Source organism: Saccharothrix sp. BKS2 (assembly GCF_047689505.1).
In the GTDB taxonomy this organism is placed as follows: Bacteria; Actinomycetota; Actinomycetes; order Mycobacteriales; family Pseudonocardiaceae; genus Actinosynnema; species Actinosynnema lopnurensis.
This window is the reverse complement of record NZ_JAUQOL010000001.1, coordinates 116022-141926: the sequence shown is the minus strand read 5'-3', so window position 1 is coordinate 141926 and position 25905 is coordinate 116022. Positions and strand designations below refer to the sequence as shown.

Here is a 25905-nt window from a genome sequence, read left to right as displayed (position 1 = left end):
CCTCTCTTAGCGTTGAGGTCAGCTCATAGGAGGGGTTCATGCGTGCAACGGTTTCGGAGGAGCGGCTGCTCCCGGGTGTCGGGAGCACCGGGACTCCACTGCTCCGGCTGGACGGCGTCCGCAAGCAGTTCGGGGACGAGGTCGTGCTCGACCGCGTCGACCTGGAGGTGCGCGGCGGCGCGCTGGTCGGGGTGGTCGGCGGTCCCGGTGCGGGCAAGACGACGCTGACGTCGATCGCGGCCGGGTTGCTGCCGCCCGACGACGGTGTCCTCTGGCTGTTCGGCGAGGACCTGTGGGACGGCTCGGGGCTGATCCGGACGGGGGTCGCGCTGGTGCCCGCCGACGACGGGGCGGTGCTCGACCGCCGCCCCTGCCGCGACGTGCTGGTGGGCGCGGGGATGGGCCACGGCCTGCCGCGCTCGGCCGCGGAGCGCCGGGCGACCCTGCTGCTGGCGGTGTGCGAGCTGACCGACGTGGCGGACCTGCCCGTGCACGGCTGCACCACCGGGCAGCGCCTCCTGCTGCGGCTGGCCACGGCGCTGCTGGGCGAGCGCCGGCTGCTGGTGCTGGACGACCCGTTCACCGGGGTCGACGCGTGGGCGTTCGGGGTGGTGCGCGCGGTGCTGCGGGAGTTCACCGCCGCCGGCGGTGGCGTGCTGTGCGCCGTGCGCTCGCCCGAGCGGGTCGCCCCGTGGTGCGACCGCGTCGTCGAACCGTTCAGGGGGAGAGGGTGCGCGTTCGACTCGAACACCCGGTGAACGCCGAGGTCGACGCGGAGGGCCGGTTATCGCTGACCATGCCGGGCGCCGGCGCGTCGTTCCTCTTCGAGGCCGAGCACACCGGGATGTGGATCGCGCTGCGCCGGCACGACGGCCGCGTGGACGAGGCGTCGGCGGCGCTGGCGCGGCGGTGGAACACCGACCCGCACGTGGTGCGCGAGGACCTGGGCCGGTGGGTGTCCCACCTGTGCGCCCTCGGCCTCGCGCACCTCGACTGAGCGGTCAGCGGGCCCGGCGGAGGCGGTCGGCGATCAGCGCGTTGACCGCCTCCGCGTGGTCGGCCAGGTAGAAGTGGCCGCCGCGGAAGACCTCCAGCTCGAACCCGCCCGAGGTGTGCTCGGCCCAGGTCCGGGCCTCGGCCTCGACCACCTTCGGGTCGGCGTCGCCGATCAGGGCGGTGATCGGGGCGCGCAGCGGCGGTCCGGGCACGTACTCGTAGGTCTCCACGGCCCGGTAGTCGGCCCGCAGCGCGGGCAGCACCATGCCGAGGATCTCCTCGTCCATGGCCCGCAGGTCCGTGCCGCCCAGCGACCGCAGCTCCTCCATCAGCACCCGGTCGCCCTGGAGGTGCAGCCGCTCGCCGCGGTGGGTGGTGGGGCCGCGCCGGGCCGACGCGAACAGCCGCAGCGGGGTGACGCCCCGGTCCTCCAGCCGGCGCGCGACCTCGAACGCCAGGGTCGCGCCCATGCTGTGGCCGAAGAACGCGAACGGCACGTCCGTCCACGCCAGCAGCTCCGGCACCAGGCTGTCGGCCAGCTCCGCGATGGAGCCCACGGTCGGCTCCGCGCGGCGGTCCTGCCGCCCCGGGTACTGCACGGCCAGCACGTCGACGCCGGGCGCGTGCGCCTGGGCCACCGGCACGAAGTACGAGGCGGAGCCGCCCGCGTGCGGGAAGCACACCAGGCGCAGCGGCGCGCCGGCGGTCGGGCGGAACCGGCGCAGCCAGGCGCCGGTGGACGTCGGCGCGCTCACAGCGGGATGTTCCCGTGGTGGCCGCGACCCGGCTGCGCGGCGGCCAGCGCCTCGGCCAGCCTGCGGCGGGTGTCGCGCGGCGCCACGACCTCGTCCACGACGCCGAGCGCCAGCGCCCGGTCCACGCCGCCCGCGATGCGCTGCTGCTCCTCGACCAGCCGGGCGAGCAGCTCCGGGCGCTCCTCCTCGGTCGCGGCGGCGAGCTTCTTGCGGTGCAGGATCTTCACCGCGGCCTCGGCGCCCATCACGGCCACCTCGGCGTCCGGCCAGGCGAACACCGCGCTGGCGCCCAGGGAGCGGGAGTTCATGGCGATGTACGCGCCGCCGTAGGACTTGCGGGTGATGAGGGTGACGCGCGGGACGACCGCCTCGGCGAAGGCGTGCAGCAGCTTCGCGCCGCGCCGCACCACGCCGCCCCACTCCTGCCCGACGCCGGGCAGGTAGCCGGGCACGTCGACCAGCACCAGCAGCGGCACGCCGAACGCGTCGCACATGCGCACGAACCGGGACGCCTTCTCCGCGCTCAGCGAGTCCAGGCAGCCGCCCTTGCGCAGCGGGTTGTTCGCGATGACGCCCACCGTGCGCTCGGCGAGCCTGCCGAAGCCGACCACGACGTTCGGCGCCCACTTGGCCTGGAGCTCCTCGAAGGAACCCGGGTCGAGCACGTCGTTCACCAGGGGCTTCACGTCGTAGGCGCGGCGCGGCGACTCCGGCAGCCAGGAGCTGGGGTCGCGCCCGTCGGCGGCGGACGCCAGGTCCAGCACGCCGGGCCGGGTGAAGAAGTCCACCAGGGAGCGCGCCTTCCGCAGCGCCTCCTCTTCGGACTCCGTGGTCACGTGGACCACACCGGACTTGCGGCCGTGTGCCTCGACGCCGCCCAGGCCCTCCATGTCGATCTGCTCGCCGGTGACGCTGCGGACGACCTCGGGACCGGTGACGAACACCCGGCCGCCCCGGGCCAGCACCACGATGTCGGTCAGCGCGGGGCCGTAGGCGGCGGCGCCGGCGGCCGGTCCGAGGATCACCGAGATCTGGGGCACGCGCCCGGAGGCGCGGGTCATCGCGGCGAACATCCGGCCGACGCCGTCCATGGACTCCACGCCGTCGGCGAGCTTCGCGCCGCCGGAGTGCCACAGGCCGATCACGGGGACGCGGTCGCGCACGGCGGCCTCGATCGCCTCGACGATGCGCTGCGCGCCGGCCCAGCCCATCGCGCCGCCCATCATGGTGGCGTCGGTGCAGTAGGCCAGCACGGGGGAACCGTTGACGCGCCCGCGCACCGCCCGCACGCCGCTGCCGTCCTGCTCGTGCAGGGGGGTCGCGGTACCGGGGTCGAGCAGGTTCCCCAGCCGGACCATCGGGTCACGCGGGTCGAGCGGCTCCGGCGCCTCGACCGACGTGTCGGTGGCCAGGACTGACATGCGTTCTCCTCGGCTCGGCGAGCGGGGCGGTGCCTCGAACCTGCCGGTGGCCGCGGCGCGCGACAACCCCTAGAGCACCCCTGGGAGACCTGGTCGCGCCCCCTTGCCGGGCCCCGCAAGGGTGGACGGGGGCGGGCGCGGGGCGGGAGGGTGTGGGCCAGCGGAGGACTTCCGCGAACGCGCGGCACGTCGGGCCGGCGCGTCGAACCCACGAGGAGGCCGCCGGTGCCCACCGGGCCGACCGGACCAGGGCCGGGCGCATCAGGGTCGGGCGCATCAGGGTCGGGCGCATCAGGGTCGGGCGCATCAGGGTCGGGCGCATCAGGGTCGGGCGTTGTCGGCCGGGTTCACGTCGGAGGGCTCGTCCAGCTTCTCCGTCATCGCCCGCAGGGCCGACAGCAGGTCGCCGGCGGTCGGCGCGGACGGCGGGTCGAGCAGGTTCTGCACGGTCAGCCCGATCATCACGGCGAGCAGGAACGACCCGGCGGCGAGCCGCGTCGGGTGGTCCGCGTCGTGGTCGGGCACGGCCAGGGCGCCCAGCGACGGGCGGGCGCGCTGGTAGGCGGTGGCGAGCTTCTCCCGCAGGTCGGGCATCCGCTCGGCGAGGGCGAACGCCTCGATGCCGGCCACCCACAACGGCCGGTGGCTGCTGAAGGACTCCAGCACGCCGCTCCACATGGCCTCCAGGCGGCCGGCCGTGGTGAGGTCGGGCCCCTCCGCGGTGCTCATCACCCGGTCCAGCTCGGCGCCCCACTCCTCGAACGCCGTCACGAGCGCCGCGTTCAGCAGCGCCTCCTTGGACCCGAAGTGGTAACCGATCGAGGCCAGGTTGGTGTTCGACGCGGAGACGAGGTCCCTCGCCGTGGTGTTCGCGTAACCACGTTCGTACAGACATTTCCTCGCGCCGGCGAGGAGCTGTTCTCGATGACCCACGAAGTGACCTTACAGGATCAGGACAGTGTTTTCATACAGACGTCATATACAAGCGTATAGATCGGGTGTAGCGTCGTGGACATGACTCCAGCCCAACGTGCCGGGAAGCGGGAGTGGTGGGGGCTGGCTGTCCTCGTCCTCGTCACGCTGATCATCAGCATGGACATGACCGTGCTGTCTTATGCGCTGCCGTTCATCAGCGCGGAGCTGGGACCGTCCAGCAGCCAGTTGTTGTGGATCACCGACATCTACGCGTTCGTGCTCGCGGGCCTGCTGATCCCGATGGGCACGCTCGGTGACCGCATCGGCCGCCGCAAGCTGCTGATCATCGGCGCGGCCGCCTTCGGCATCGCCTCCGCGGTCTCGGCCTACGCCGACAGCCCGGAGCTGCTCATCGCCACCCGCGCGCTCATGGGCGCGGCGGGCGCGACGCTGATGCCGTCCACCATGTCCCTGATCCGCACCATGTTCCAGGACGAGCAGCAGCGCCGCGCCGCGATCGGCCTGTGGTCGGCGGGCTTCTCCGCCGGTGGCGCGATCGGCCTGCTGCTCGGCGGCGTGCTGCTCCAGTCCTTCCACTGGGGCACCGTGTTCCTGATCAACGTGCCGATCATGCTGGTCCTCGTGGTGGCCTCGCCCCTGCTGCTGCCCGAGTACCGCAACCCCGCCGCCGGGCGGTTCGACCTGTTCAGCTCGGTGCTGCTGTTCGCGGGCGTCCTGCCGGCGGTGTGGGGCGTCAAGGAGTTCGCCGAGGAGGGCTTCGGCTGGCAGCCGCTGGCCGCGGTGGTGGTGGGCCTGCTGTTCGTGCCGCTGTTCATCGCGCGCCAACGCGGGCTGGACGACCCGATGGTGGACGTGCGGCTGTTCGGCAAGGCCGCGTTCTCCGCCGCCCTGGTCACCAACGTGCTGGCGAACTTCGCGCTGGTCGGCTTCATGTTCTTCACCGCCCAGTACCTCCAGCTGGTGCTGGGGCTCGAACCGTTCGAGGCCGGCCTGTGGTCGCTGCCGCAGGCGTTCACCGCCGCGATCGGCGCGGCGCTGCTGGCCCCGCTGCTCACCTCGAAGCTCGGGCACGCCACCACCACCGCGATCGGCCTGGGCATCGGCATCGGCGGCTTCCTGCTGATGTCGCAGGTGGGCGTCGAGAACGGCCTGGCCCAGGCGGTCGTCGGTCAGATGCTGTCCACCATGGGCATGGCGATGGCGCTGACGCTGACCGCCGAGCTGGTGGTGACGACCGCGCCGCCGGAGCGCGCCGGGTCCGCCGCGGGCCTGTCGGAGACCGGCAGCCAGTTCGGCAGCGCGCTGGGCGTGGCCGTGCTGGGCAGCGTCGGCGCGTTCGTCTACCGCTCGCAGCTCGCCGACGACGCGCCCGCCGGGGTGCCGCCCGAGGCGCTGGACACCGCCCGGGACACGCTCGGCTCGGCGCTGGAGGTCTCCCGCACGCTGCCCGGTGACGTGGGCCAGGACCTGTGGCTGGCCGCGCGCACGGCGTTCACCGAGGAGCTGCACATCGCCGCGTACGCGGTGTCCGGTGTGCTGGTGGTCACCGCGGTGCTGGCGTTCGCGATGCTGCGCAAGGTGCCGCGCCCCGTCCGGCCGTCGGTCACCGCGCCGGAGGCCGGTCCGGGCGAGTCCGCCGAGGAGCCGGCCGACCCCGACCCCGTCGCGGTCCCCGCCGGGGAGGACGACCGGGAGAAGACCGGGACCACCGCCTGAACCCACCCGCACCACCCCGACCGGGCTCCCGGCCGCACCCCTGTGCGGTCGGGAGCCCGTCTTTTCGGGAAGGGGTTGCTCGGGGTTTCGACGCGGCCGGGAAGGGTTCCCCGGAGACCGCCGGACCCAACACCGCTAGGGGTGAGCTAAGGGCCTGCTAGGGGTGGCTGCGGTGTCGGCCTTTCCGTAGCGTCATGTTGGGAAAAGCGGGTCGGGAAATCATCGGCTGAGGTGTCGTGCGCTCGTGCGGCGACGCGGGTAATTCCGCGGAAAATCGTCGCCGTTGCCGCAGCAGATCCAGGACGTGCGAAAACTCGCTCGTCGACGGCGGTGCCGCGGACATGTCGCCCACTGTGCGGCTCGGGGCACCGGATCGGATTGACCGCGGAGTGGAACGACCCCGGGAGGCGTGCGTGGGAAACGAGGAAAAGCTTCTTGCTTACCTGAAGCGGGCGACCGCGGACCTGCGTGAAGCACGCCGCAGGCTGCGCGAGGCCGAGCGCCGGGACAACGACCCGATCGCGGTCGTCGGCATCGGCTGCCGCTTCCCCGGCGGGGTCGCCAACCCCGACCAGCTGTGGGACCTCGTGGCGGGTGGCGTGGACGTGGTCTCGCCGTTCCCGACCGACCGCGACTGGGACGTCGACGCCCTCTACGACCCCGACCCCGACCGGCGCGGGCACACCTACGCGCGCGAGGGCGGGTTCCTGCACGACGCGGCCGACTTCGACGCCGGCTTCTTCGGCATCAGCCCCCGCGAGGCCGTGGCCATGGACCCGCAGCAGCGCCTGCTGCTGGAGGTGTCCTGGGAGGCGTTCGAGCACGCGGGCATCGACCCCACCGCGCTCAAGGGCAGCCGCACGGGCGTCTACGCCGGACTGATGTACCACGAGTACTCGTCGCGCGTGCCCGTCGTGCCGGAGGAGCTGGAGGGCTTCATCGGCAACGGCAACGCGGGCAGCGTGTTCTCCGGCCGCGTCGCCTACACCTTCGGGCTCGAGGGGCCCGCGGTCACCGTGGACACGGCGTGCTCCTCGTCGCTGGTCGCCCTGCACCTCGCGGTGCAGGCGCTGCGCCGCGGCGAGTGCTCGCTGGCGCTGGCCGGCGGCGTGACCGTGATGCCCTCGCCCGAGACCTTCGTGGACTTCTCCCGCCAGCGCGGCCTGGCGCCGGACGGCCGCTGCAAGCCCTTCGCCGAGGCGGCGGACGGCACCGGCTGGTCCGAGGGCGCCGCGGTGATCGTGGTCGAGCGGCTGTCCGACGCGCGCCGCAACGGGCACCGCGTCCTCGCGGTGGTCAAGGGCACCGCGGTGAACCAGGACGGCGCCTCCAGCGGCATGACCGCGCCCAACGGCCCCTCGCAGCAGCGGGTCATCCGCGCCGCCCTGGCCAACGCCGGCCTGTCCGCCGAGCAGGTCGACGTCCTGGAGGCGCACGGCACCGGCACCCGGCTGGGCGACCCGATCGAGGCGCAGGCGGTCATCGCCACCTACGGCCAGCAGCGGGAGCACCCGCTGCTGATGGGGTCGATCAAGTCCAACCTGGGCCACACCCAGGCGGCCGCGGGCGTGGCCGGCGTGATCAAGATGATCCTGGCGATGGACCGCGGGCTCGTGCCCAAGACCCTGCACGTGGACGCGCCGACGTCGCACGTGGACTGGACCGCGGGCGCCGTCGCGCTGCCCGCGGGGACCGTGCCGTGGCCGGAGACGGGCCGGCCGCGCCGCTCGGCGGTGTCGTCGTTCGGCATCAGCGGCACCAACTCGCACGTGGTGCTGGAGCAGGCGCCCGCCGACGAGGCCCCGGAGGCGGGCACCGGCGAGGACGAGGCCGCGCCGGAGGAGGCGTCGGCCGTCGAGACCGACGTGGTGCCGTGGGTGGTGACGGCCAAGACGCCGGAGGCGCTGGCCGCCCAGGTGCGGCGGCTGCGCGCGGTGACCGGCGCGAACGCGCTCGACACCGCCTACTCGCTGGCCACCTCCCGCGCGCACTTCGAGCACCGGCTCGCGGTCGTGGGCCGCACCGCCGACGAGCTGACCGCCGCGCTGGCGGACGGCGCCCCGGGCGTGGTGCGCGGCCAGGTCGAGCCGGGCGCGACCGCGTTCCTGTTCACGGGTCAGGGTTCGCAGCGGGTCGGCATGGGTCGGCAGCTGTCGGACGCCTTCCCGGTGTTCGGCGCGTCGTTCGACCAGGTCTGCTCACTCATGGACGTTGAGCTGGGGCGGTCGCTGAAGGACGTCGTTTTCGGTGATGATCAGGAGCTGTTGAACCAGACGGGGTTCAGCCAGCCGGCCCTGTTTGCTTTCGAGGTGGCCTTGTTCCGGCTGCTGGAGTCCTGGGGCGTGAAGCCGGACTTCTTGGCCGGTCACTCGATCGGTGAGATCGCGGCGGCTCACGTGGCGGGGGTGTTCTCGCTGGAGGACGCCTGCAAGCTGGTGGCCGCGCGCGGTCGGTTGATGCAGGCGCTGCCCAGTGGTGGGGCGATGCTCGCGGTCGAGGCGACCGAGGAGGAGATCGTTCCCCTGCTGGACGAGCGCGTGGGTTTGGCGGCCGTCAACGGGCCCACGGCCGTGGTGGTCTCGGGCGCCGAGGACGCGGTGGACGGGCTCGCGGCGAAGCTGGAGGGGCGGCGCACCAAGCGGCTCGCGGTGTCGCACGCGTTCCACTCGCCGCTGATGGAGCCGATGCTGGCGGAGTTCCGGCGGATCGCGGAGAAGGTCACCTACGCCGAACCGACCCTGGCGTTCGTGTCCACCGTGACCGGTGGGCAGGTGACCGGGGAGATCGCCGGCGCGGACTACTGGGTGCGGCACGTGCGCCAGGCCGTGCGCTTCCACGACGGCGCGGCGTTCCTCTCCGCCCAGGGCGTCTCGCGGTTCGTCGAGGTCGGCCCGGACGGCGTGCTCACCGGCATGGCGCCCGCCGGCACGGCCGTCGCCACCCAGCGGCGCGACCGCGACGAGGTCGTGGCGCTGACCACCGGCCTGGTCACCGCGTTCGCGCACGGCGTCGAGGTCGACTGGGCGGCGTTCTTCGCCGGCCGCGGCGCGCGGCGCGTCGACCTGCCGACCTACGCCTTCCAGCGCAAGCGCTACTGGCTGACCTCCGCCGGCCCGGCCGGCGACGCCGAGTCGTTCGGCCTGCTCGCGGGCGGGCACCCGGTGCTGTCCGCGGTGGTCGAGGCGCCGTCGACCGGCGGCGTGGTGCTGACCGGGCGGCTGGCGCGGAGCACCCACGGCTGGCTGGCCGACCACGCGGTGCACGGCACCGTGCTGGTGCCCGGCACGGGCCTGGTGGAGCTGGCCGTGCGGGCGGGCGACCAGGTCGGCTGCGACGTGGTGGAGGAGCTGACCCTGGAGGTGCCGCTGCTGCTGCCCGACCAGGGCGCGCTGGCGCTGCGGGTGACCGCCGAGGGCGCGGACGCGACCGGTCGGCGCGTGCTGTCGATCCACTCGCGGCCCGAGGGCTCGGCCGCCGACGAGCCGTGGACGCGCCACGCCTCCGGCGTGCTCGGCGTGGGCGGCGAGGCCGAGCCCGAGCACCTGGGCGCGTGGCCGCCCGCCGGCGCGGAGGCCGTGGACCTGGACGCGTTCTACGAGCGGCTGGCGGACGCCGGCTACGGCTACGGCGAGGTCTTCCGCGGCCTGCGGTCGGTGTGGCGGCGCGGCGAGGGCGAGCTGTTCGCCTCGGCCGCCCTGCCCGAGAGCGCGCACGCCGACGCGGCCCGCTTCGGCCTGCACCCGGCGCTGCTCGACGCCGCCCTGCACGCCAACCTCGCCGACGGCTCGGCCGAGCGCACCCCGCTGCCGTTCGCCTGGAACGGCGTGCGGCTGCACGCGGCGGGCGCGACGGAGCTGCGCCTGCACATCAAGCCCACGGGCGAGGACAAGCTGTCCGTGGCGGTGGCCGACGGGCACGGCGAGCCGGTCGCGACGATCGACGAGCTGGTGGTGCGGTCGGTGACCGCCGAGCAGCTGGGCGGCGCGCGGCGCGGGTACCACGAGTCCCTGTTCCGGCTGCGCTGGACGTCCCTCCCGGCCGGCCCCGTGGCGGTGCCAGACGAGGACGGCTGGGCCGTGCTCGGGCCGGATGCCCTGGTCGCCGCCACCTCGTACGCGGACCTGGCGGCGCTGCGCGCGGCCCTCGACGCGGGCGCGGCGGTCCCCGGCGTGGTGCTGGCCCCGATCCCGCCCGGCGACCCGGCCGCGATCGCGCTCGGCGCGGTGGACGTGCCCGCCGAGGTCCGGTCGGCCACGCACGCCGTGCTGGGCCTGCTCACCGGCTGGCTGGCCGACGAGCGGCTGGCGGGCTCCCGCCTCGTCGTGGTCACCCGCGGCGCGGTCCGGCACGACCTGACCCGCGCGCCCCTGTGGGGCCTGCTGCGCGCCGCGCAGGCCGAGAACCCCGACCGGTTCACCGTCGTCGACGTCGAGCCGGGCGCGGAGGACCTGCTGCCCGCCGCGGTCGCCTCCGGCGAACCCGAGCTCGCCCTGCGCGACGGCGAGGTGCTGGTGCCCCGGCTGCACCGGGTCGTGGCGGCCGGCGGGGGCACCGCGCCCTGGCGGCCCGACGGCACCGTGCTGGTCACCGGCGGCACCGGCGGCCTGGGCGGCCTGCTCGCCCGGCACCTCGTCACCGAGCACGGCGTCCGGCACCTGCTGCTCACCAGCCGGCGCGGCCCGGTCGCGCCCGGCGCGGCCGAGCTGGCCGCCGAGCTGGAGGCCGCCGGGGCGGACGTCTCGGTCGTCGCCTGCGACACCAGCGACGGCGAGGCGGTGGAGAAGCTGCTCGCCGGCGTCCCCGCCGCGCACCCGCTGACCGCCGTGGTGCACGCCGCGGGCGTGGCGGACAACGCCCTGCTGGCCGACCTCACCCCCGAGCAGGTGGACACCGTGCTGCGCGCCAAGGTGGACGCCGCCTGGCACCTGCACCGGCTCACCGGCGACCTGGCCGCGTTCGTGCTGTTCTCCTCCTCGGCGGCCGTGGTCGCCGGCGCGGGGCAGGCGAACTACGCCACCGCCAACGCGTTCCTCGACGCCCTCGCGGAGCACCGGCGCGCCGCGGGCCAGCCCGCGACCTCGCTGGCCTACGGCCTGTGGGCGACCAGCGGCGGCATGGCCGGCCACCTCGAGGAGGCCGACCTGCGCCGCATGGACCGGCTCGGGATGCCCGCGATGCCCGTCGACGAGGGGCTGGCGCTGTTCGACGCCGCGCTCACCGCCGACGAGGCCGCGCTGGTGCCCCTGCGGGTCGACACCACGGCCCTGCGCGCCCGCACCGACGCGCTGCCCGCCGTGCTGCGCGGTCTCGTCCGGGTCCCGGCGCGGCGCGCGGCCCAGGCCGCCGCCTCCGGCCCCGACGCGCGCCCCCTGGCCGACCGGCTCACCGGGCTGCCCGCCGTGGAGCGGGAGCAGCTGGTGCTGGACCTCGTGCGCACGCACGCCGCGTCCGTCCTCGGCTACGGCGGCGTGGAGGAGGTCACGCCCACCAAGGCGTTCAAGGACCTCGGGTTCGACTCGCTGGCCGCCGTGGAGCTGCGCAACCTGCTCGGCACCGCGACCGGCCTGCGGCTGCCCGCGACGCTGGTCTTCGACCACCCCTCACCGGACGTGCTGGCCCGCGCCCTGCTCGCCGAGCTGGTCGGCGAGGACGACGGGGCCCGGTCCGTGCTGGCCGAGGTCGACCGGCTGGAGGCGGCGCTGGAGGCCGTGGCCGGCGACGACGTCGGCCGGGTCACCGCCCGCCTCGAAGCCCTGCTGCGCACCTGGCAGGACGCGCACGGCCGCGGCGAGGACGAGGAGCGCGACCTGGGCGAGGCCACCGACGAGGAGCTCTTCGAGGTGCTCGACAGCGAGCTCGGCATCTCCTGACCCCGGTCACCCACGACTACGAAGACGGCCCTCCAGGATGGGTGGAACACCGATGGCGAACGACGACAAGCTCCGCGACTACCTCAAGCGGGCGACCGCCGACCTCCAGCAGGCCAAGCGGCGGGTGCGCGAGCTGGAGGCCAGGGAGCAGGAGCCCATCGCGATCGTGTCGATGGCCTGCCGCTACCCCGGTGGCGTGCGGTCGCCCGAGGACCTGTGGGAGCTGGTCGCGAACGGCGTGGACGCGATCTCCGGGTTCCCGGTGGACCGCGGCTGGGACCTGGAGAACATCTACGACCCGGAGCCGGGCACACCGGGCAAGAGCTACACCCGCGAGGGCGGGTTCCTGCACGACGTCGCCGAGTTCGACCCGGTGTTCTTCGGCATGAGCCCCCGCGAGGCGCTGGAGACCGACGCGCAGCAGCGGCTGCTGCTGGAGGTCACCTGGGAGGCGTTCGAGCGCGCCGGCATCCCGCCCACCTCGCTCAAGGGCACCGCCACCGGCGTGTTCACCGGCGTGATGCACCACGACTACCTGGAGAGCACCACCTCCGGCAGCATCGCCTCCGGTCGCGTCGCCTACACCTTCGGGCTGGAGGGCCCGGCGGTCACCGTCGACACGGCCTGCTCGTCGTCGTCGGTCGCGCTGCACCTGGCCGCGCAGGCGCTGCGGTCGGGGGAGTGCTCGCTGGCGCTGGCGGGCGGCGTGGCCGTGATGGCGACCCCGCAGTTGTTCGTGGAGTTCAGCAAGCAGCGCGCCCTGTCGCCCGACGGCCGCTGCCGGTCGTTCGGGCAGGGCGCCAACGGCGCCGCGTGGTCCGAGGGCGCGGGCGTGGTGGTGCTGGAGCGGCTGTCCGACGCGCTGCGCAACGGGCACCCGGTGCTCGCGGTGGTGCGCGGCTCGGCCATGAACCAGGACGGCGCGTCCAACGGCCTGACCGCGCCCAACGGCCCGTCGCAGCGGCGGGTCATCCAGCAGGCGCTGGCCAACGCGCGGCTGTCCGCGGCGCAGGTCGACACCGTCGAGGCGCACGGCACCGGCACCGCGCTGGGCGACCCGATCGAGGCCCAGGCGCTGCTGGCCACCTACGGCCAGGACCGCGAGACCCCGCTGCTGCTGGGCTCGATCAAGTCCAACATCGGCCACCCCCAGGCGGCGGCCGGCGTCGCGGGCGTGATCAAGGTCGTCATGGCCATGCGGCACGGCCTGCTGCCCAGGACCCTGCACGCGGAGGAGCCCACCGACCAGGTCGACTGGACGGCGGGCAACGTCTCGCTGCTGACGGAGTCGGTGCCGTGGCCGGAGACGGGGCGTCCGCGTCGGGCCGGGGTGTCGTCGTTCGGCATCAGCGGCACCAACGTGCACACCATCATCGAGCAGGCCCCCGCGGTCCAGGCCGAGGCGACCGGGGAGGCCGAGCCGGTCGCCGGGTTCCCGGTGAGGCTGTGGCCGGTGTCCGGGCGCGGCGCGGACGACCTGGTCGCGCAGGCGACGAGGTTGGCGTCGTTCGCGGAGACCTCGGGCGCGGACGCGCTCGACCTGGCGTACTCGCTGGGCGTCACGCGGGCCGCGCTGGAGCACCGGGCCGTCGTCGTCGGGTCCACCCGGGACGACCTCGTGGCCGGGCTGCGCGCGATCGCCTCGGGCACGCCGTCCCCGAACGTGGAGACCGGTGTCGAGGGCAGCGGCCTGACCGCGTTCCTGTTCACGGGTCAGGGTTCGCAGCGGGTCGGCATGGGTCGTGAGTTGTCTGACGCCTTCCCGGTGTTCGGTGAAACGTTCGAGCAGGTCTGCGCTCTGATGGATGTTGAGCTGGGGCGGTCGTTGAAGGACGTCGTTCTCGGTGATGATCAGGAGCTGTTGAACCAGACGGGGTTCAGCCAGCCGGCCCTGTTTGCTTTCGAGGTGGCCTTGTTCCGGCTGCTGGAGTCCTGGGGCGTGAAGCCGGACTTCTTGGCCGGTCACTCGATCGGTGAGATCGCGGCGGCTCACGTGGCGGGGGTGTTCTCGCTGGAGGACGCCTGCAAGCTGGTGGCCGCGCGCGGTCGGTTGATGCAGGCGCTGCCCAGTGGTGGGGCGATGCTCGCGGTCGAGGCGACCGAGGAGGAGATCGTTCCCCTGCTGGACGAGCGCGTGGGTTTGGCGGCCGTCAACGGGCCCACGGCCGTGGTGGTCTCGGGCGCCGAGGACGCGGTGGACGGGCTCGCGGCGAAGCTGGAGGGGCGGCGCACCAAGCGGCTCGCGGTGTCGCACGCGTTCCACTCGCCGTTGATGGAGCCGATGCTGGCGGAGTTCCACGAGGTCGCCGCCCGGATCGCCTACCACTCGCCTCGCATCCCCGTGGTCTCCAACGTGACCGGTGAGACCGCCGACGCGCTCGGCTCGCCCGACTACTGGGTCCGGCACGTGCGGCAGGCCGTGCGGTTCCACGACGGCGTGCGGTTCCTGGAGTCGCGCGGGGTCACCCGGTTCCTGGAGGTCGGCCCCGAGGGCGTGCTGACCGGCATGGCGCAGGGCTTCCTCGACCCCGGCACGACCGTGCTGGCCGCCACCCGGCGCAAGGACCGCGACGAGGTCACCTCGTTCGCCTGCGCGGTGGCCCGGCTGCACGCGCACGGCGTGGCACCCGACTGGGCGGCCGCGCACCCCGGCGGCACGCGCGTCGAGCTGCCCACCCACGTGTTCCGCAAGCAGCGGTACTGGCTGGAGTCCGTCGTGCCCGCGACGGCGGCGGTCGAGGCGCCCGCCGAGGGTGACGCCGAGTTCTGGCGGGCCGTGGAGAACGCCGAGCTGGCCGACCTGCTCGGGGTCGAGCCCGGCGCGCTGGACCGGGTGCTGCCCGCGCTGGCGTCGTGGCGGACCCGCAGCCGGGAGCGGTCCGAGATCGACTCGTGGCGCTACCGCGTGGTGTGGCGGCCCACCGGCCGGCCCACCGGGGCGCCGCTGACCGGCCGCTGGCTGCTGGTGGCCGACGCCGACGAGCGCGCCGCCGCCGTCGCGGAGCGGCTGACCGCCCGCGGTGCGGTGGTGGTGCCCGTCGAGCCCGCCGGGCACGACCGCGAGGCGCTGGCCGGGCTGCTGGGCGAGGTGGCGACGCCGGACCTGGCGGGCGTGCTGGCGCTGACCGCGTCCGACGAGCGGCCCCACCCCGTGCACCCGACCCTCACCGAGGGCGTGGCCCGCACCGTCACCCTCGTGCAGGCCCTGGGCGACGCCTGCGTCACCGCGCCCACCTGGGTGGTCACCTCCGGCGCGGTGGCCGCAGACCCGTTCGAGGCGCCCGCCTCCACCGCGCAGGCGTCCCTGTGGGGCCTGGCCGGCGTGCTGTCCCTGGACCACCCGCTCACCTGGGGCGGCGTGGTCGACCTGCCCGCCGAGCTGGACAGCGCCCTGCTCGACCGGCTGTGCGACGTGCTCGCCGACGGCGTCGAGGACCAGGTGGCGCTGCGCCCGGCCGGTGCGCTGGGCCGCCGGCTCGTGCGCGCGCCCCTGACCACGCCCGCCCGGCGCGACTGGGCACCGCGCGGCACCGCGCTGGTGACCGGCGGCACGGGCGGTGTCGGCGCGCACGTGGCGCGCTGGCTGGCCGAGCGCGGCGCGGGGCACCTGGTGCTCACCAGCCGGCGCGGCCCGGACGCGCCCGGCGCGGCCGAGCTGAAGGCCGAGCTGGAGGCCGCGGGCACCACCGTGACGCTGGCCGCGTGCGACGTGGCCGACCGCGACTCCGTGGCCGGGCTGCTGGCCTCGCTGCCGGACGGGCCGCTGACCGTCGTGCACGCCGCGGGCGTGCTGCCCGACGAGGCGCACCTGGGCGACATCGCGCTGGCCGACTTCGTGGAGACCGGTCGGGCCAAGGTCGCCGGCGCCCGGCACCTGGACGAGCTGCTCGGGAACCGCGAGCTCGACGCGTTCGTGCTGTTCTCCTCCGGCGCCGGCGTGTGGGGCTCGGCCGGGCAGGCGGGCTACGGCGCCGCCAACGCCCACCTGGACGCCCTCGCCCTCCAGCGCCGGCACCGCGGCGCCCCGGTCACCTGCGTGGCCTGGGGCGGCTGGGGCGGTGGCGGCATGGTCGACGAGGAGGCCCTCGGCGAGCAGCTGCGCCTGCACGGCATCCCGGCCATGGCGCCGCACCTGGCCGTCGGCGCGCTCCAGCAGGCCCTGGACCACGACGAGCACCACCTGGTCGTGGCCGACATCGACTGGGAGCGGTTCGCCCCCACCTACTCCGCCGCGCGGCCCCGGCCGCTGCTGCACGCCCTGCCCGAGGTCCGGGAGGTGCTGGACCTCGACCGCGGGGCCGCGGACCCGGCCCCGGCGGAGTCCGCCCTGGCGGACCGGTTGGCCACGCTGCCCGAACCCGAGCAGCACCGCGCACTGCTGGACGTCGTCCGGACCCACGTGGCCACCGTGCTCGCCTACCAGGACCCCGCCGGGGTCGAACCGGGTCGCGCGTTCAAGGACCTCGGTTTCGACTCGCTGACCGCCGTCGAGCTGCGCAACCGGCTCGGCGAGGCGACCGGGGTGCGGCTGCCCGCGACCCTGGTGTTCGACCACCCGACGCCGGTGGCGCTGGCCCGGTTCCTGCACGAGGAGCTGGTGGGCGACGCGGCCCCCGCCGAGGTCGAGCCGGTGGCCGGGGCGGTGGACGACGACCCGATCGCCATCGTGGCCATGTCGTGCCGCTACCCGGGCGGCGTGCGCTCGCCGGAGGACCTGTGGGAGCTGGTCGCCAACGGCGTGGACGCGATCTCCGACTTCCCGACCGACCGCGGCTGGGACGGCGCGGCGCTCTACGACGCCGACCCCGACCAGCCCGGCACCAGCTACGTCCACGAGGGCGGCTTCGTCCACGGGGCGGGGGAGTTCGACGCGGCCTTCTTCGGCATCTCGCCGCGCGAGGCCACCGCGATGGACCCGCAGCAGCGGCTCGCGCTGGAGCTGTCGTGGGAGGCGGTGGAGCGCGCGGGCGTGGACCCGAGGGCGTTGCAGGGCAAGCGGGTCGGCGTGTTCCTCGGCACCGGTGGCCAGGACTACGCGGACCTGCTCGACCACGCGCCCGAGGAGGTCGAGGCGTACCTGGCCACGGCCACGTCCGCGGCGGTGCTGTCCGGCCGGGTGTCCTACACGTTCGGCTTCGAGGGCCCGGCGGTGTCGATCGACACGGCCTGCTCGTCGTCGCTGGTCGCGCTGCACCTCGCGGCCCAGGCGCTGCGGTCCGGCGAGTGCTCGATGGCGCTGGCGGGCGGCGTGCTGGTGATGGCCACGCCGACCCCGTTCATCGCGTTCTCCCGCCAGCGCGGCCTCGCGCCCGACGGCCGGTGCAAGCCGTTCTCCGACAGCGCCGACGGCACCGGCTGGGCCGAGGGCGCGGGCGTGCTGCTGCTGGAGCGGCTGTCCGACGCGCGCCGCAACGGGCACCCGGTGCTCGCCGTGGTGCGCGGGACGGCGGTCAACCAGGACGGCGCGTCCAACGGCCTGACCGCGCCCAACGGTCCCTCGCAGCAGCGGGTGATCCGCGCGGCCCTGGCCAACGCGGGCCTCGCCCCGGCGGACGTGGACGCGGTCGAGGGCCACGGCACCGGCACCTCGCTGGGTGACCCGATCGAGGCGCAGGCCGTGCTCAAGACCTACGGCCAGGACCGCGAGCGGCCGCTGCTGCTGGGGTCGATCAAGTCCAACATCGGCCACGCCCAGGCCGCCGCCGGCGTCGCGGGCATCATCAAGTCGGTGCTGGCGCTGCGGCACGAGCTGCTGCCGAAGTCCCTGCACATCACCGAGCCCTCCTCGCACGTGGACTGGAGCGACGGCGAGGTCGAGCTGCTGACCGAGGCGCGGCCGTGGCCGGCGCGCGAGACGCCCCGCCGGATCGGCGTGTCCTCGTTCGGCGTCAGCGGCACGAACGCGCACACCATCATCGAGGAGCCGCCCGCCGCCGAGCCCGCGCCCGCCGAACCGGCCGCCGTGCCCACCGACGTGGTGGCGTGGCCGGTGAGCGCGCGGGGCGCGGGAGCGCTGCGCGACCAGGCCGCCCGGCTCGCGGCGCGGGCCGCGTCGCTGGAACCGGTGGACGTGGGCCTGTCGCTGGGCGTCACGCGGGCCGCGCTGGAGCACCGGGCGGTGGTCGTCGGCTCGTCGCGCGACGAGCTGCTGGCCGGGCTGCGGGCGGTGGCCGCCGGGACGGCCGCGCCCGGCGTGGTGACCGGTGTCGAGGGCGGCGGCCTGACCGCGTTCCTGTTCACGGGTCAGGGTTCGCAGCGGATCGGCATGGGTCGTGAGCTGTCGGACGCCTTCCCGGTGTTCGGCGCGTCGTTCGACCGGATCTGCTCCCTGGTGGACGTCGAGCTGGGGCGGTCGCTGAAGGACATCGTGTTCGGTGACGACCAGGAGCTGTTGAACCAGACGGGGTTCAGCCAGCCCGCGTTGTTCGCGTTCGAGGTGGCCTTGTTCCGGCTGCTGGAGTCGTGGGGCATCAGGCCGGACTTCCTGGCCGGTCACTCGATCGGGGAAATTGCCGCCGCGCACGTGGCCGGGGTCTTCTCGCTGGAGGACGCCTGCAAGCTGGTCGCCGCGCGCGGTCGGTTGATGCAGGCGCTGCCCACCGGCGGCGCGATGCTCGCGATCGAGGCCACCGAGGAGGAGGTCCTGCCGCTGCTGGACGGCCCGGTCGACCTGGCGGCGGTCAACGGGCCCACCGCGGTGGTCGTGTCCGGCGCCGCCGACGCCGTGGACGAGCTCGCGGTGAAGTTCGAGGGTCGTCGGATGAAGCGGCTGGCGGTGTCGCACGCGTTCCACTCGCCGCTCATGGAGCCGATGCTGGCGGAGTTCCGCGAGGTCGTCTCGGGGGTGGTGTTCCACCCGCCGACGATCCCCGTGGTGCCCACCGCGCCCGGTGACCCGGCCACCGCCGACTACTGGGTCCGGCACGTGCGCGAGGCCGTCCGGTTCCACGACGGCGTGACCGCGCTGGCGGCGCAGGGCGTGACCCGCTTCCTGGAGGTCGGCCCGGACGGCGTGCTCACCGGCATGGCGCGGGTGGACGGCGCGCTGGTGGCCACCCAGCGCCGCGACCGCGCCGAGGTGGTGGCGCTGACCACGGCCGTCGGCCAGGCGTTCGCGCACGGCGTGCCGGTCGACTGGGCGGCGTTCTTCGCCGGGCGCGGCGCCCGGCGGGTCGACCTGCCGACCTACGCGTTCCAGCACGAGCGGTACTGGATCGACGCGCCGGAGGCCGCGGTGCCCACCGCGACCGGCGCCAACGCCGCGGACACCGCGTTCTGGGCCGCGGTCGAGCAGGGCGGCCTGGAGTCGCTGGCGACCGACCTCGCGGTGGACGTGGCCGCGCTGGGCGAGGTGCTGCCCGCGCTGTCGTCCTGGCGCAACCGCCTGCACGACGAGTCCACCGTGGACTCCTGGCGCTACCGGGTCGAGTGGCGGTCGGTGCCCGAGGAGCCGGGCCTGCTGTCCGGCACCTGGCTCGTGGTGGCGCCGGTGCTGGCCTCCGGGGACGACCGGGTGGGCGCGATCGCCGACGGCCTGGCCGCGCGCGGCGCGGACGTGGTGCCCGTGGCGGTGACCGCGCCCGACCGGGCCGGGATCGCGGCGGCGGTACGCGCTGCTCTGGGCGACGCTGCCCTGGGCGACGCCACCCCGGTCGGTGTGCTGTCCCTGCTGGCCGTGGACGAGCGGCCGCACCCGCTGTCGGTGTCGCTGTCGAGCGGCGTGGCCGCGTCCGTGGCGCTCGTGCAGGGCCTGGACGACGCGGGCGTGACCGCGCCGGTGTGGTTCGCCACCGTGGGCGCGGTGGCCGTGGACCGGTTCGACCAGCCCGGCGGCCTGCTCCAGACCTCCCTGTGGGGCATCGGCACGGTGCTCGGCCTGGACCGGCCGCGCACCTGGGGCGGGGTCGTGGACCTGCCCGCCGAACCCGCCCGCACCACCGACCCGCGGGTGCTCGACCGGCTCGCCGGCGTGCTGACCGGCGGCGTCGAGGACCAGGTGGCCGTCCGGCTGTCCGGTGTCTTCGGCCGCCGGCTCGTGCGGGCCCCGGGCGTGCCCGCCGGCGGCGAGTGGCGGCCGCGCGGCACGGTCCTGGTGACCGGCGGCACGGGCGGCGTCGGCGCGCACCTGGCCCGCTGGCTCGTCGACCGGGGCGCCGAGCACGTGGTGCTGACCTCGCGGCGCGGCCCGGCGGCCCCCGGCGCGGCCGAGCTGTGCGCTGAGCTGGGCGGCAAGGCCGAGGTCGTGGCCTGCGACGTGGCCGACCGCGACGCCCTGGCGGCGCTGCTGGGCTCGCTGCCCGACCTGCGGTCGGTGTTCCACGCGGCCGGGGTCATGCACCACGAGTCCGGCATCGACGACGTCTCGCTGGCCGAGTTCGCCGAGGTCGGCCACGCCAAGGTGGCGGGCGCGCTGCACCTGGACGAGCTGCTGGCGGACCGGGAGCTGGACGCGTTCGTGGTGTTCTCCTCCGGCGCGGCGGTGTGGGGCTCGGGCGGCCAGCTCGGCTACGCCGGCGGGAACACCGTGGTGGACTCCCTGGTCCGGCACCGCCGGTCCCGCGGCCTGGCGGGCACCTCGGTGGCCTGGGGCTCGTGGGGCGGCGGCGGCATGGCCTCCGGCGACGCCACCGCCCAGCTGGCCCGACTGGGCCTCGGCCTGATGGACCCCGCGCTCGCGGTCTCCGCGCTCCAGGGCGTGCTGGACCGGGACGAGGCGCACACCGTGGTCGCCGACGTCGACTGGGCGAAGTTCGCCCCGGCCTACGCGCTGTCGCGGCCCCGGCCGCTGCTGGACACCGTGCCCGAGGCGCGGGCCGCGCTGCGCGAGGACACCGGGCCGGCCGAGGCCGTCGACCCGACCGACCTGACCGCGCGGCTGTCGGGCCTGACCGAGGCCGACCAGCGCGCCCTGCTGCTGGACCTGGTGCGCGCGCAGGTCGCGGTCGTGCTCGGGCACGCGAGCGCCGACGCCGTGGACCCGGAGCGGGCGTTCAGCGAGTCCGGCTTCGACTCGCTGACGGCCGTGGAGCTGCGCAACGCGCTGGCCGCGGAGACCGGGCTGCGGTTGCCCGCGACCCTGGTCTTCGACCACCCCAACCCGACCGTGCTGGCCGAGCAGCTGCGGCTGGAGCTCGCGCCCGCGACCGGCGCCCCGGTGCTCGACGACCTCGACCGGCTGGAGGCGGCGGTCGCCGGCGGCCTGGCCGAGGACGTGCGCACCGAGGTGGCCGATCGGCTCAAGACCCTGCTGGCGCTGGCCACCGGCGGTGCGCGCCCCGAGGGCGAGGTGAGCGTCGCCGACCTGCTGGAGGCGGGCAGCGACGACGACCTCTTCCGGTTCATCGACGACAGGCTCGGCAACTCGTGAACGGTGGTTCGATGTCCAACGAAGCTAAGCTCCGCGAGTACCTGCGCCGGGTGACGACCGACCTGCACGAGACCAGCCGGGAGCTGCGCGAGCTGCGGGACCGGGCGTCCGAGCCCATCGCCGTGGTCGGCCTGGGCTGCCGCTACCCGGGCGGGGTGGCCTCGCCCGACGACCTGTGGGAGCTGCTGCGCTCCGGCGCCGACGCGACCTCGGACATGCCGGCCGACCGGGGCTGGGACGTGGACGGGCTCTACCACCCGGACCCGGAGCACCCCGGCACGACCTACGTCCGGCGCGGCGGCTTCCTGCACGACGCGCCCGAGTTCGACCCCGGCTTCTTCGGCATCAGCCCCCGCGAGGCCACCGAGATGGACCCCCAGCAGCGCGTGCTGCTGGAGACCGCGTGGGAGGCGCTGGAGCACGCGGGCATCGACCCGGCCGCGCTCAAGGGCACCCCGACCGCCGTGTACGCGGGCGTGGTCTACCACGACTACCCCAACAGCTACGGCTCCGGCAGCCTGGTCTCCGGCCGGGTGGCCTACCACCTGGGCCTGGAGGGCCCCGCGCTGACCGTCGACACGGGCTGCTCGTCGTCGCTGGTGGCGCTGCACCTGGCGTGCCAGGCGCTGCGCTCGGGCCAGGCGTCGCTGGCGCTGGCCGGCGGGGCCACGGTGATCTCCACGCCCGCCACGTTCCTGGAGTTCTCCCGGCAGCGGGCGCTGGCCGGCGACGGCCGGTGCAAGTCCTTCGCCGCCGCCGCCGACGGCGCGGGCTGGTCCGAGGGCGCCGGCGTGGTGGTGCTGGAGCGGCTGTCCGACGCGCTGCGCCACGGCCACGAGGTGCTGGCCGTGGTCCGCGGCTCGGCGGTGAACCAGGACGGCGCGTCCAACGGCATCACCGCGCCCAACGGCCCGTCGCAGCGCCGCGTCATCCGCGCCGCCCTGGCCGACGCGGGCCTGGCCCCGGCCGAGGTGGACGCGGTCGAGGCGCACGGCACCGGCACCCGGCTGGGCGACCCGATCGAGGCCCAGGCCGTGCTGGCGACCTACGGGCAGGACCGCGAGCAGCCGCTGTGGCTGGGCTCGCTGAAGTCCAACATCGGCCACTCGCAGGCCGCCGCGGGCGTCGCGGGCGTCATCAAGATGGTGCTGGCGATGCGCCACGGCGTGCTGCCGCGCACCCTGCACGTCGACGCGCCGACGCCCGAGGTCGACTGGAGCAAGGGCGAGGTGGCCCTGCTGACCGAGTCCGTGCCGTGGCCCGAGACCGGCCGTCCGCGCCGGGCCGGGATCTCGTCGTTCGGCATCAGCGGCACCAACGCGCACGTCGTGCTGGAGCAGGCCCCGCCGGTGGACCCCGCCGAGCGGGAGGCCGCCGAGCGGGGAACCGGGCTGCCGGGCGTGGTGCCGTGGGTGCTGTCCGGCCGCACCGATGACGCGCTCAAGGCGCAGGCCGCGCGGCTGGCCGACCACCTGGTCCGGCGCCCCGACCTGTCGGCGCGCGACCTGGGCTGGTCCCTGGCCACCACCCGCTCGGCGTTCGAGCACCGCGCCGTGGTGCTGGGGGAGGACCGGGACGCGCTGGTCGCCGGCGTCTCCGCGCTCGCGCTGGGCCGGCCCGCCGGCCAGGTCGTCACGGGCGTGGCCGACGTGGCGGGCAAGACCGTGTTCGTCTACCCCGGCCAGGGCGCGCAGTGGGTGGGCATGGCCGCCGGGCTGCTGGACGCCTCGCCGGTGTTCGCCGCCCGGATGGCCGAGTGCGCCGAGGCGCTGTCGGCGTTCGTCGACTGGGACCTGGTCGCGGTGGCCCGGGGCGCGGCGGGCGCGCCGTCGCTGGAGCGCGTGGACGTGGTCCAGCCGGTGCTGTGGGCGGTCATGGTGTCGCTGACCGCGCTGTGGCGCCACCACGGCGTCACCCCGGACGCGGTCGTGGGGCACTCGCAGGGCGAGATCGCCGCCGCCGTCGTGGGCGGCCACCTGTCGCTGCTCGACGGCGCGCGGGTGGTGGCGCTGCGCAGCCGCGCCATCCGCGAGCACCTGGCCGGGCACGGCGGCATGGTGTCGGTGGGCCTGTCCGCCGACGCGGTCCGGCCGCACCTGGAGCCGTGGGGCGAGCGCATCTCGGTCGCCGCGGTCAACGGCGCCGCCTCCGTCGTCGTCTCCGGCGAGCCCGGGGCGCTGGACGAGCTGGTCGAGACCCTGACCGCGCTGGACGTCCGCGCCAAGCGCGTGAACGTCGACTACGCCTCGCACTCCGCGCAGGTCGGCTCGATCGAGCAGCGGCTGCTGGCCGACCTCGCGCCGGTCGGGCCCCGCGCGGGCGAGGTGCCGATGCTGTCCACGGTCACCGGCGAGTGGGTGGCGGACGCCGCCCTGGACGCCCGCTACTGGTACACCAACCTGCGCACCACGGTCGCGTTCGAGCCGGCCATCCGCACCCTCGCCGAGCGCGGGCACGCGGCGTTCGTCGAGGTCAGCCCGCACCCGGTGCTGGCCATGAGCATCCAGGAGACGCTGGACGACCGCGAGCAGCCGACCGCCGTGGTCGGCACGCTGCGCCGCGAGGAGGGCGGCCCGGCCCGGTTCGCCCGCTCCCTGGCGGAGCTGCACGTGCGCGGCGTCAGCCCGGACTTCACCACGCTGCTGCCCGCCGGCGCGCGGGTCCCGCTGCCCACCTACGCGTTCCGCCGGCAGCACTTCTGGCTCACCGAGCAGCCCGCCGCCGGGCCCGCCGACCCCGCCGACGCGGCGTTCTGGGCCGCGGTGGAGGACGGCGGCCTGGAGTCGCTGGCGACCGACCTGGCGGTGGACGAGCAGGCGCTGCGGCAGGTGCTGCCCGCGCTGGGCACGTGGCGCTCGCGGCTGCGCGAGGACTCCACCGTGGACTCCTGGCGCTACCGGGTCGAGTGGCGGCCGGTCGAGGCGGACGTGCCGGTGGTCTTCCCCGGCTCGTGGCTGCTGGTGGTGCCGGAGTCCCTGCGCGACGACAAGCGCGTCACGGTCGTCGCGGACGGGTTCGCCTCGCGCGGCGCGGACGTGCTGCGGGTCGAGGTGGAGGACCTGGACCGCGAGGTCGTGGCCGGGCGCGTGCGCGCGGCGCTGGGCGACACCGCCCCCGACGGCGTGCTGTCCCTGCTGGGCCTGGACGCCCGGCCGCACCCGCTGTTCCCGTCGCTCTCGCGCGGGGTGGCGGCCTCGGTCGTGCTGGTGCAGGGCCTGGACGACGCCGGCGTTGCCGCGCCGCTGTGGTTCGGCACCTGCGCGGGCGTGGCGGTGGACGACTTCGAGGAGGTCGCCGACCCGCACCAGGCCGCGCTGTGGGGCATCGGCACGGTGCTCGGCCTGGACCGGCCCGGCTCCTGGGGCGGTCTGGTGGACCTGCCGGTCGACGTGGACGACCTCGTGGTGGAACGGCTCGTCGGCGTGCTGGACGCCGGGGACGAGGACCAGGTGGCGCTGCGGCCGGCCGGCGTGCTGGCGCGGCGCCTGGTCCGCGCCCCCGCGGGTCCGGCGAACAGCCGGTGGCGGCCGCGCGGCACGGTCCTGGTGACGGGCGGCACGGGCGGCGTCGGCGCGCACCTGGCCCGCTGGCTCGTCGCGGGCGGCGCGGAGCGGGTCGTGCTGACCTCGCGGCGCGGCCCGGACGCGCCCGGCGCGGCGGAGCTGTGCGCCGAGCTGGGCGGCGGGGTCGAGGTCGTGGCCTGCGACGTGACCGACCGGGAGGCCCTGCGGGGGCTGCTGGGGTCGCTGCCGGACCTGACGGCGGTCTTCCACGCCGCCGGCACCATGCACCGCGAGTCCGGGCTGGACGACGTGTCGCTGGCAGACTTCGCCGGGATCGGGCACGCCAAGGTCGTGGGCGCGCTGCACCTGGACGAGCTGCTGGCGGGCCGCGAGCTGGACGCGTTCGTGGTGTTCTCCTCCGGCGCGGCGGTGTGGGGCTCGGGCGGGCAGACCGGGTACGCGGCGGCCAACGCCGTGGTCGACGGGGTCGTGCGCGGCCGCCGCGCCCGCGGCCTGGCGGGCACCTCGGTGGCCTGGGGCTCCTGGGGCGGCGACGGCATGGCCTCCGGCGAGGCGGGCGAGCACCTGGCCCGGCTCGGCGTGGGTGTGATGGAGCCGCGGCTCGCGGTCTCCGCGCTCCAGGGCGTGCTGGACCGCGGCGAGGGCCACGTGGTCGTCGCCGACCTGGACTGGGCGCGGTTCGCGCCCACCTACGCGCTGTCCCGCGCCCGCCCGCTCATCGGCACCGTGCCGGAGGCGCGGGCGGCGCTGGAACCCGCCGCCGCCGACGACGCCCCCGCGGCGGACGGCGACCTGGCCGCGAAGCTCGCGGGCCTGCCCGACGGCGAACGCCGCGCGCTGCTGCTCGACCTCGTGCGCACGCACGTGGCCTCGGTGCTCGGCTACACCGGCGCGGACGCGGTGGAGCCCAACCGGGCGTTCAAGGACCTGGGCTTCGACTCGGTGACCGCGGTGGAGCTGCGCAACGCGCTGACCGGCGCGACCGGCGTGCGGCTGCCCGCGACCCTGGTGTTCGACCACCCGACGCCGAGCGCCCTGGTCACCCTCCTGCACACCGAACTCGTCGGCGAGGGCGAGGCGCCCGTGGGCTCCGTGCTGGCCGAGCTGGACCGGCTGGAGGTCGCCGCGGCGAACCTCGGGCCGGCGGAGATCGAGGCCGGCCACCTCACCACCCGGTTGCAGAACCTGCTGAACCGGCTCGCGCAGACCGTGGCGGGCGACGCGCCCGCGGCGGTGGCCGACCGGCTGGAAAGCGCGTCCGCGGACGACGTCTTCGACTTCATCGACCGCGAACTGGGCATGGCCTGAAGTTCACCCAGC

9 protein-coding genes are annotated in these 25905 nt (G+C 75.5%); 6 read left to right on the top strand and 3 right to left on the bottom strand.

Annotated elements, in window-relative coordinates; all coding sequences use genetic code 11:
• Positions 1–38 precede the first annotated feature (38 nt).
• Positions 39–758, top strand: coding sequence for an ATP-binding cassette domain-containing protein (locus Q5530_RS00350; protein ID WP_415359869.1), 720 nt, complete (start codon positions 39–41; stop codon positions 756–758).
• Complete coding sequence (locus Q5530_RS00345) at positions 731–997, top strand: hypothetical protein (RefSeq protein WP_415359868.1); 267 nt, start codon at positions 731–733, stop codon at positions 995–997. The genes Q5530_RS00350 and Q5530_RS00345 overlap by 28 nt, the downstream gene beginning before the upstream one ends.
• Positions 998–1001: 4 nt before the next feature.
• Here the strand turns inward: Q5530_RS00345 and Q5530_RS00340 are convergent, their stop codons facing one another.
• From Q5530_RS00340 to Q5530_RS00330, 3 genes are all read right to left on the bottom strand, one after another.
• Positions 1002–1751: a thioesterase II family protein gene (locus Q5530_RS00340; RefSeq protein WP_415359867.1), complete on the bottom strand. Its 750-nt coding sequence runs from the start codon at positions 1749–1751 to the stop codon at positions 1002–1004.
• The gene (locus Q5530_RS00335) at positions 1748–3172 is read right to left on the bottom strand and encodes an acyl-CoA carboxylase subunit beta (protein WP_380639924.1); all 1425 of its coding nucleotides are present in this window, start codon (positions 3170–3172) and stop codon (positions 1748–1750) included. The genes Q5530_RS00340 and Q5530_RS00335 overlap by 4 nt, the downstream gene beginning before the upstream one ends.
• 321 nt (positions 3173–3493) lie before the next feature.
• Complete coding sequence (locus Q5530_RS00330; protein ID WP_415359866.1) at positions 3494–4105, bottom strand: TetR/AcrR family transcriptional regulator; 612 nt, start codon at positions 4103–4105, stop codon at positions 3494–3496.
• 81 nt (positions 4106–4186) lie between these two features.
• Here Q5530_RS00330 and Q5530_RS00325 point away from each other — a divergent pair, with 81 nt between their 5' ends.
• The 4 genes from Q5530_RS00325 (at position 4187) to Q5530_RS00310 (ending at position 25893) form a co-directional block, all read left to right on the top strand.
• On the top strand, positions 4187–5824 hold the full coding sequence (locus Q5530_RS00325; protein WP_415359865.1) for an MFS transporter: 1638 nt from the start codon (positions 4187–4189) through the stop codon (positions 5822–5824).
• Positions 5825–6177: 353 nt separating this feature from the next.
• Positions 6178–11694, top strand: coding sequence for a type I polyketide synthase (locus Q5530_RS00320; protein WP_415360441.1), 5517 nt, complete (start codon positions 6178–6180; stop codon positions 11692–11694).
• A 37-nt stretch (positions 11695–11731) separates the two neighbouring features.
• A complete protein-coding gene (locus Q5530_RS00315) occupies positions 11732–21061 on the top strand; it encodes a type I polyketide synthase (RefSeq protein ID WP_415359864.1) in 9330 nt (3109 codons plus the stop codon).
• Positions 21058–25893 (top strand): type I polyketide synthase, encoded by a 4836-nt coding sequence (locus Q5530_RS00310; protein ID WP_415359863.1) that lies wholly within the window; start codon positions 21058–21060, stop codon positions 25891–25893. Before Q5530_RS00315 ends, Q5530_RS00310 begins: the two co-directional genes overlap by 4 nt.
• Positions 25894–25905: the final 12 nt, after the last annotated feature.

What these genes read in the sequence shown, in the direction of transcription:
- Q5530_RS00350 (WP_415359869.1), top strand. Translation starts at nt 39, where the DNA reads ATGCGTGCAACGGTTTCGGAGGAGCGGCTGCTCCCGGGTGTCGGGAGC.
- Q5530_RS00335 (WP_380639924.1), bottom strand. Translation starts at nt 3,172, where the DNA reads ATGTCAGTCCTGGCCACCGACACGTCGGTCGAGGCGCCGGAGCCGCTC.
- Q5530_RS00325 (WP_415359865.1), top strand. Translation starts at nt 4,187, where the DNA reads ATGACTCCAGCCCAACGTGCCGGGAAGCGGGAGTGGTGGGGGCTGGCT.
- Q5530_RS00315 (WP_415359864.1), top strand. Translation starts at nt 11,732, where the DNA reads ATGGGTGGAACACCGATGGCGAACGACGACAAGCTCCGCGACTACCTC.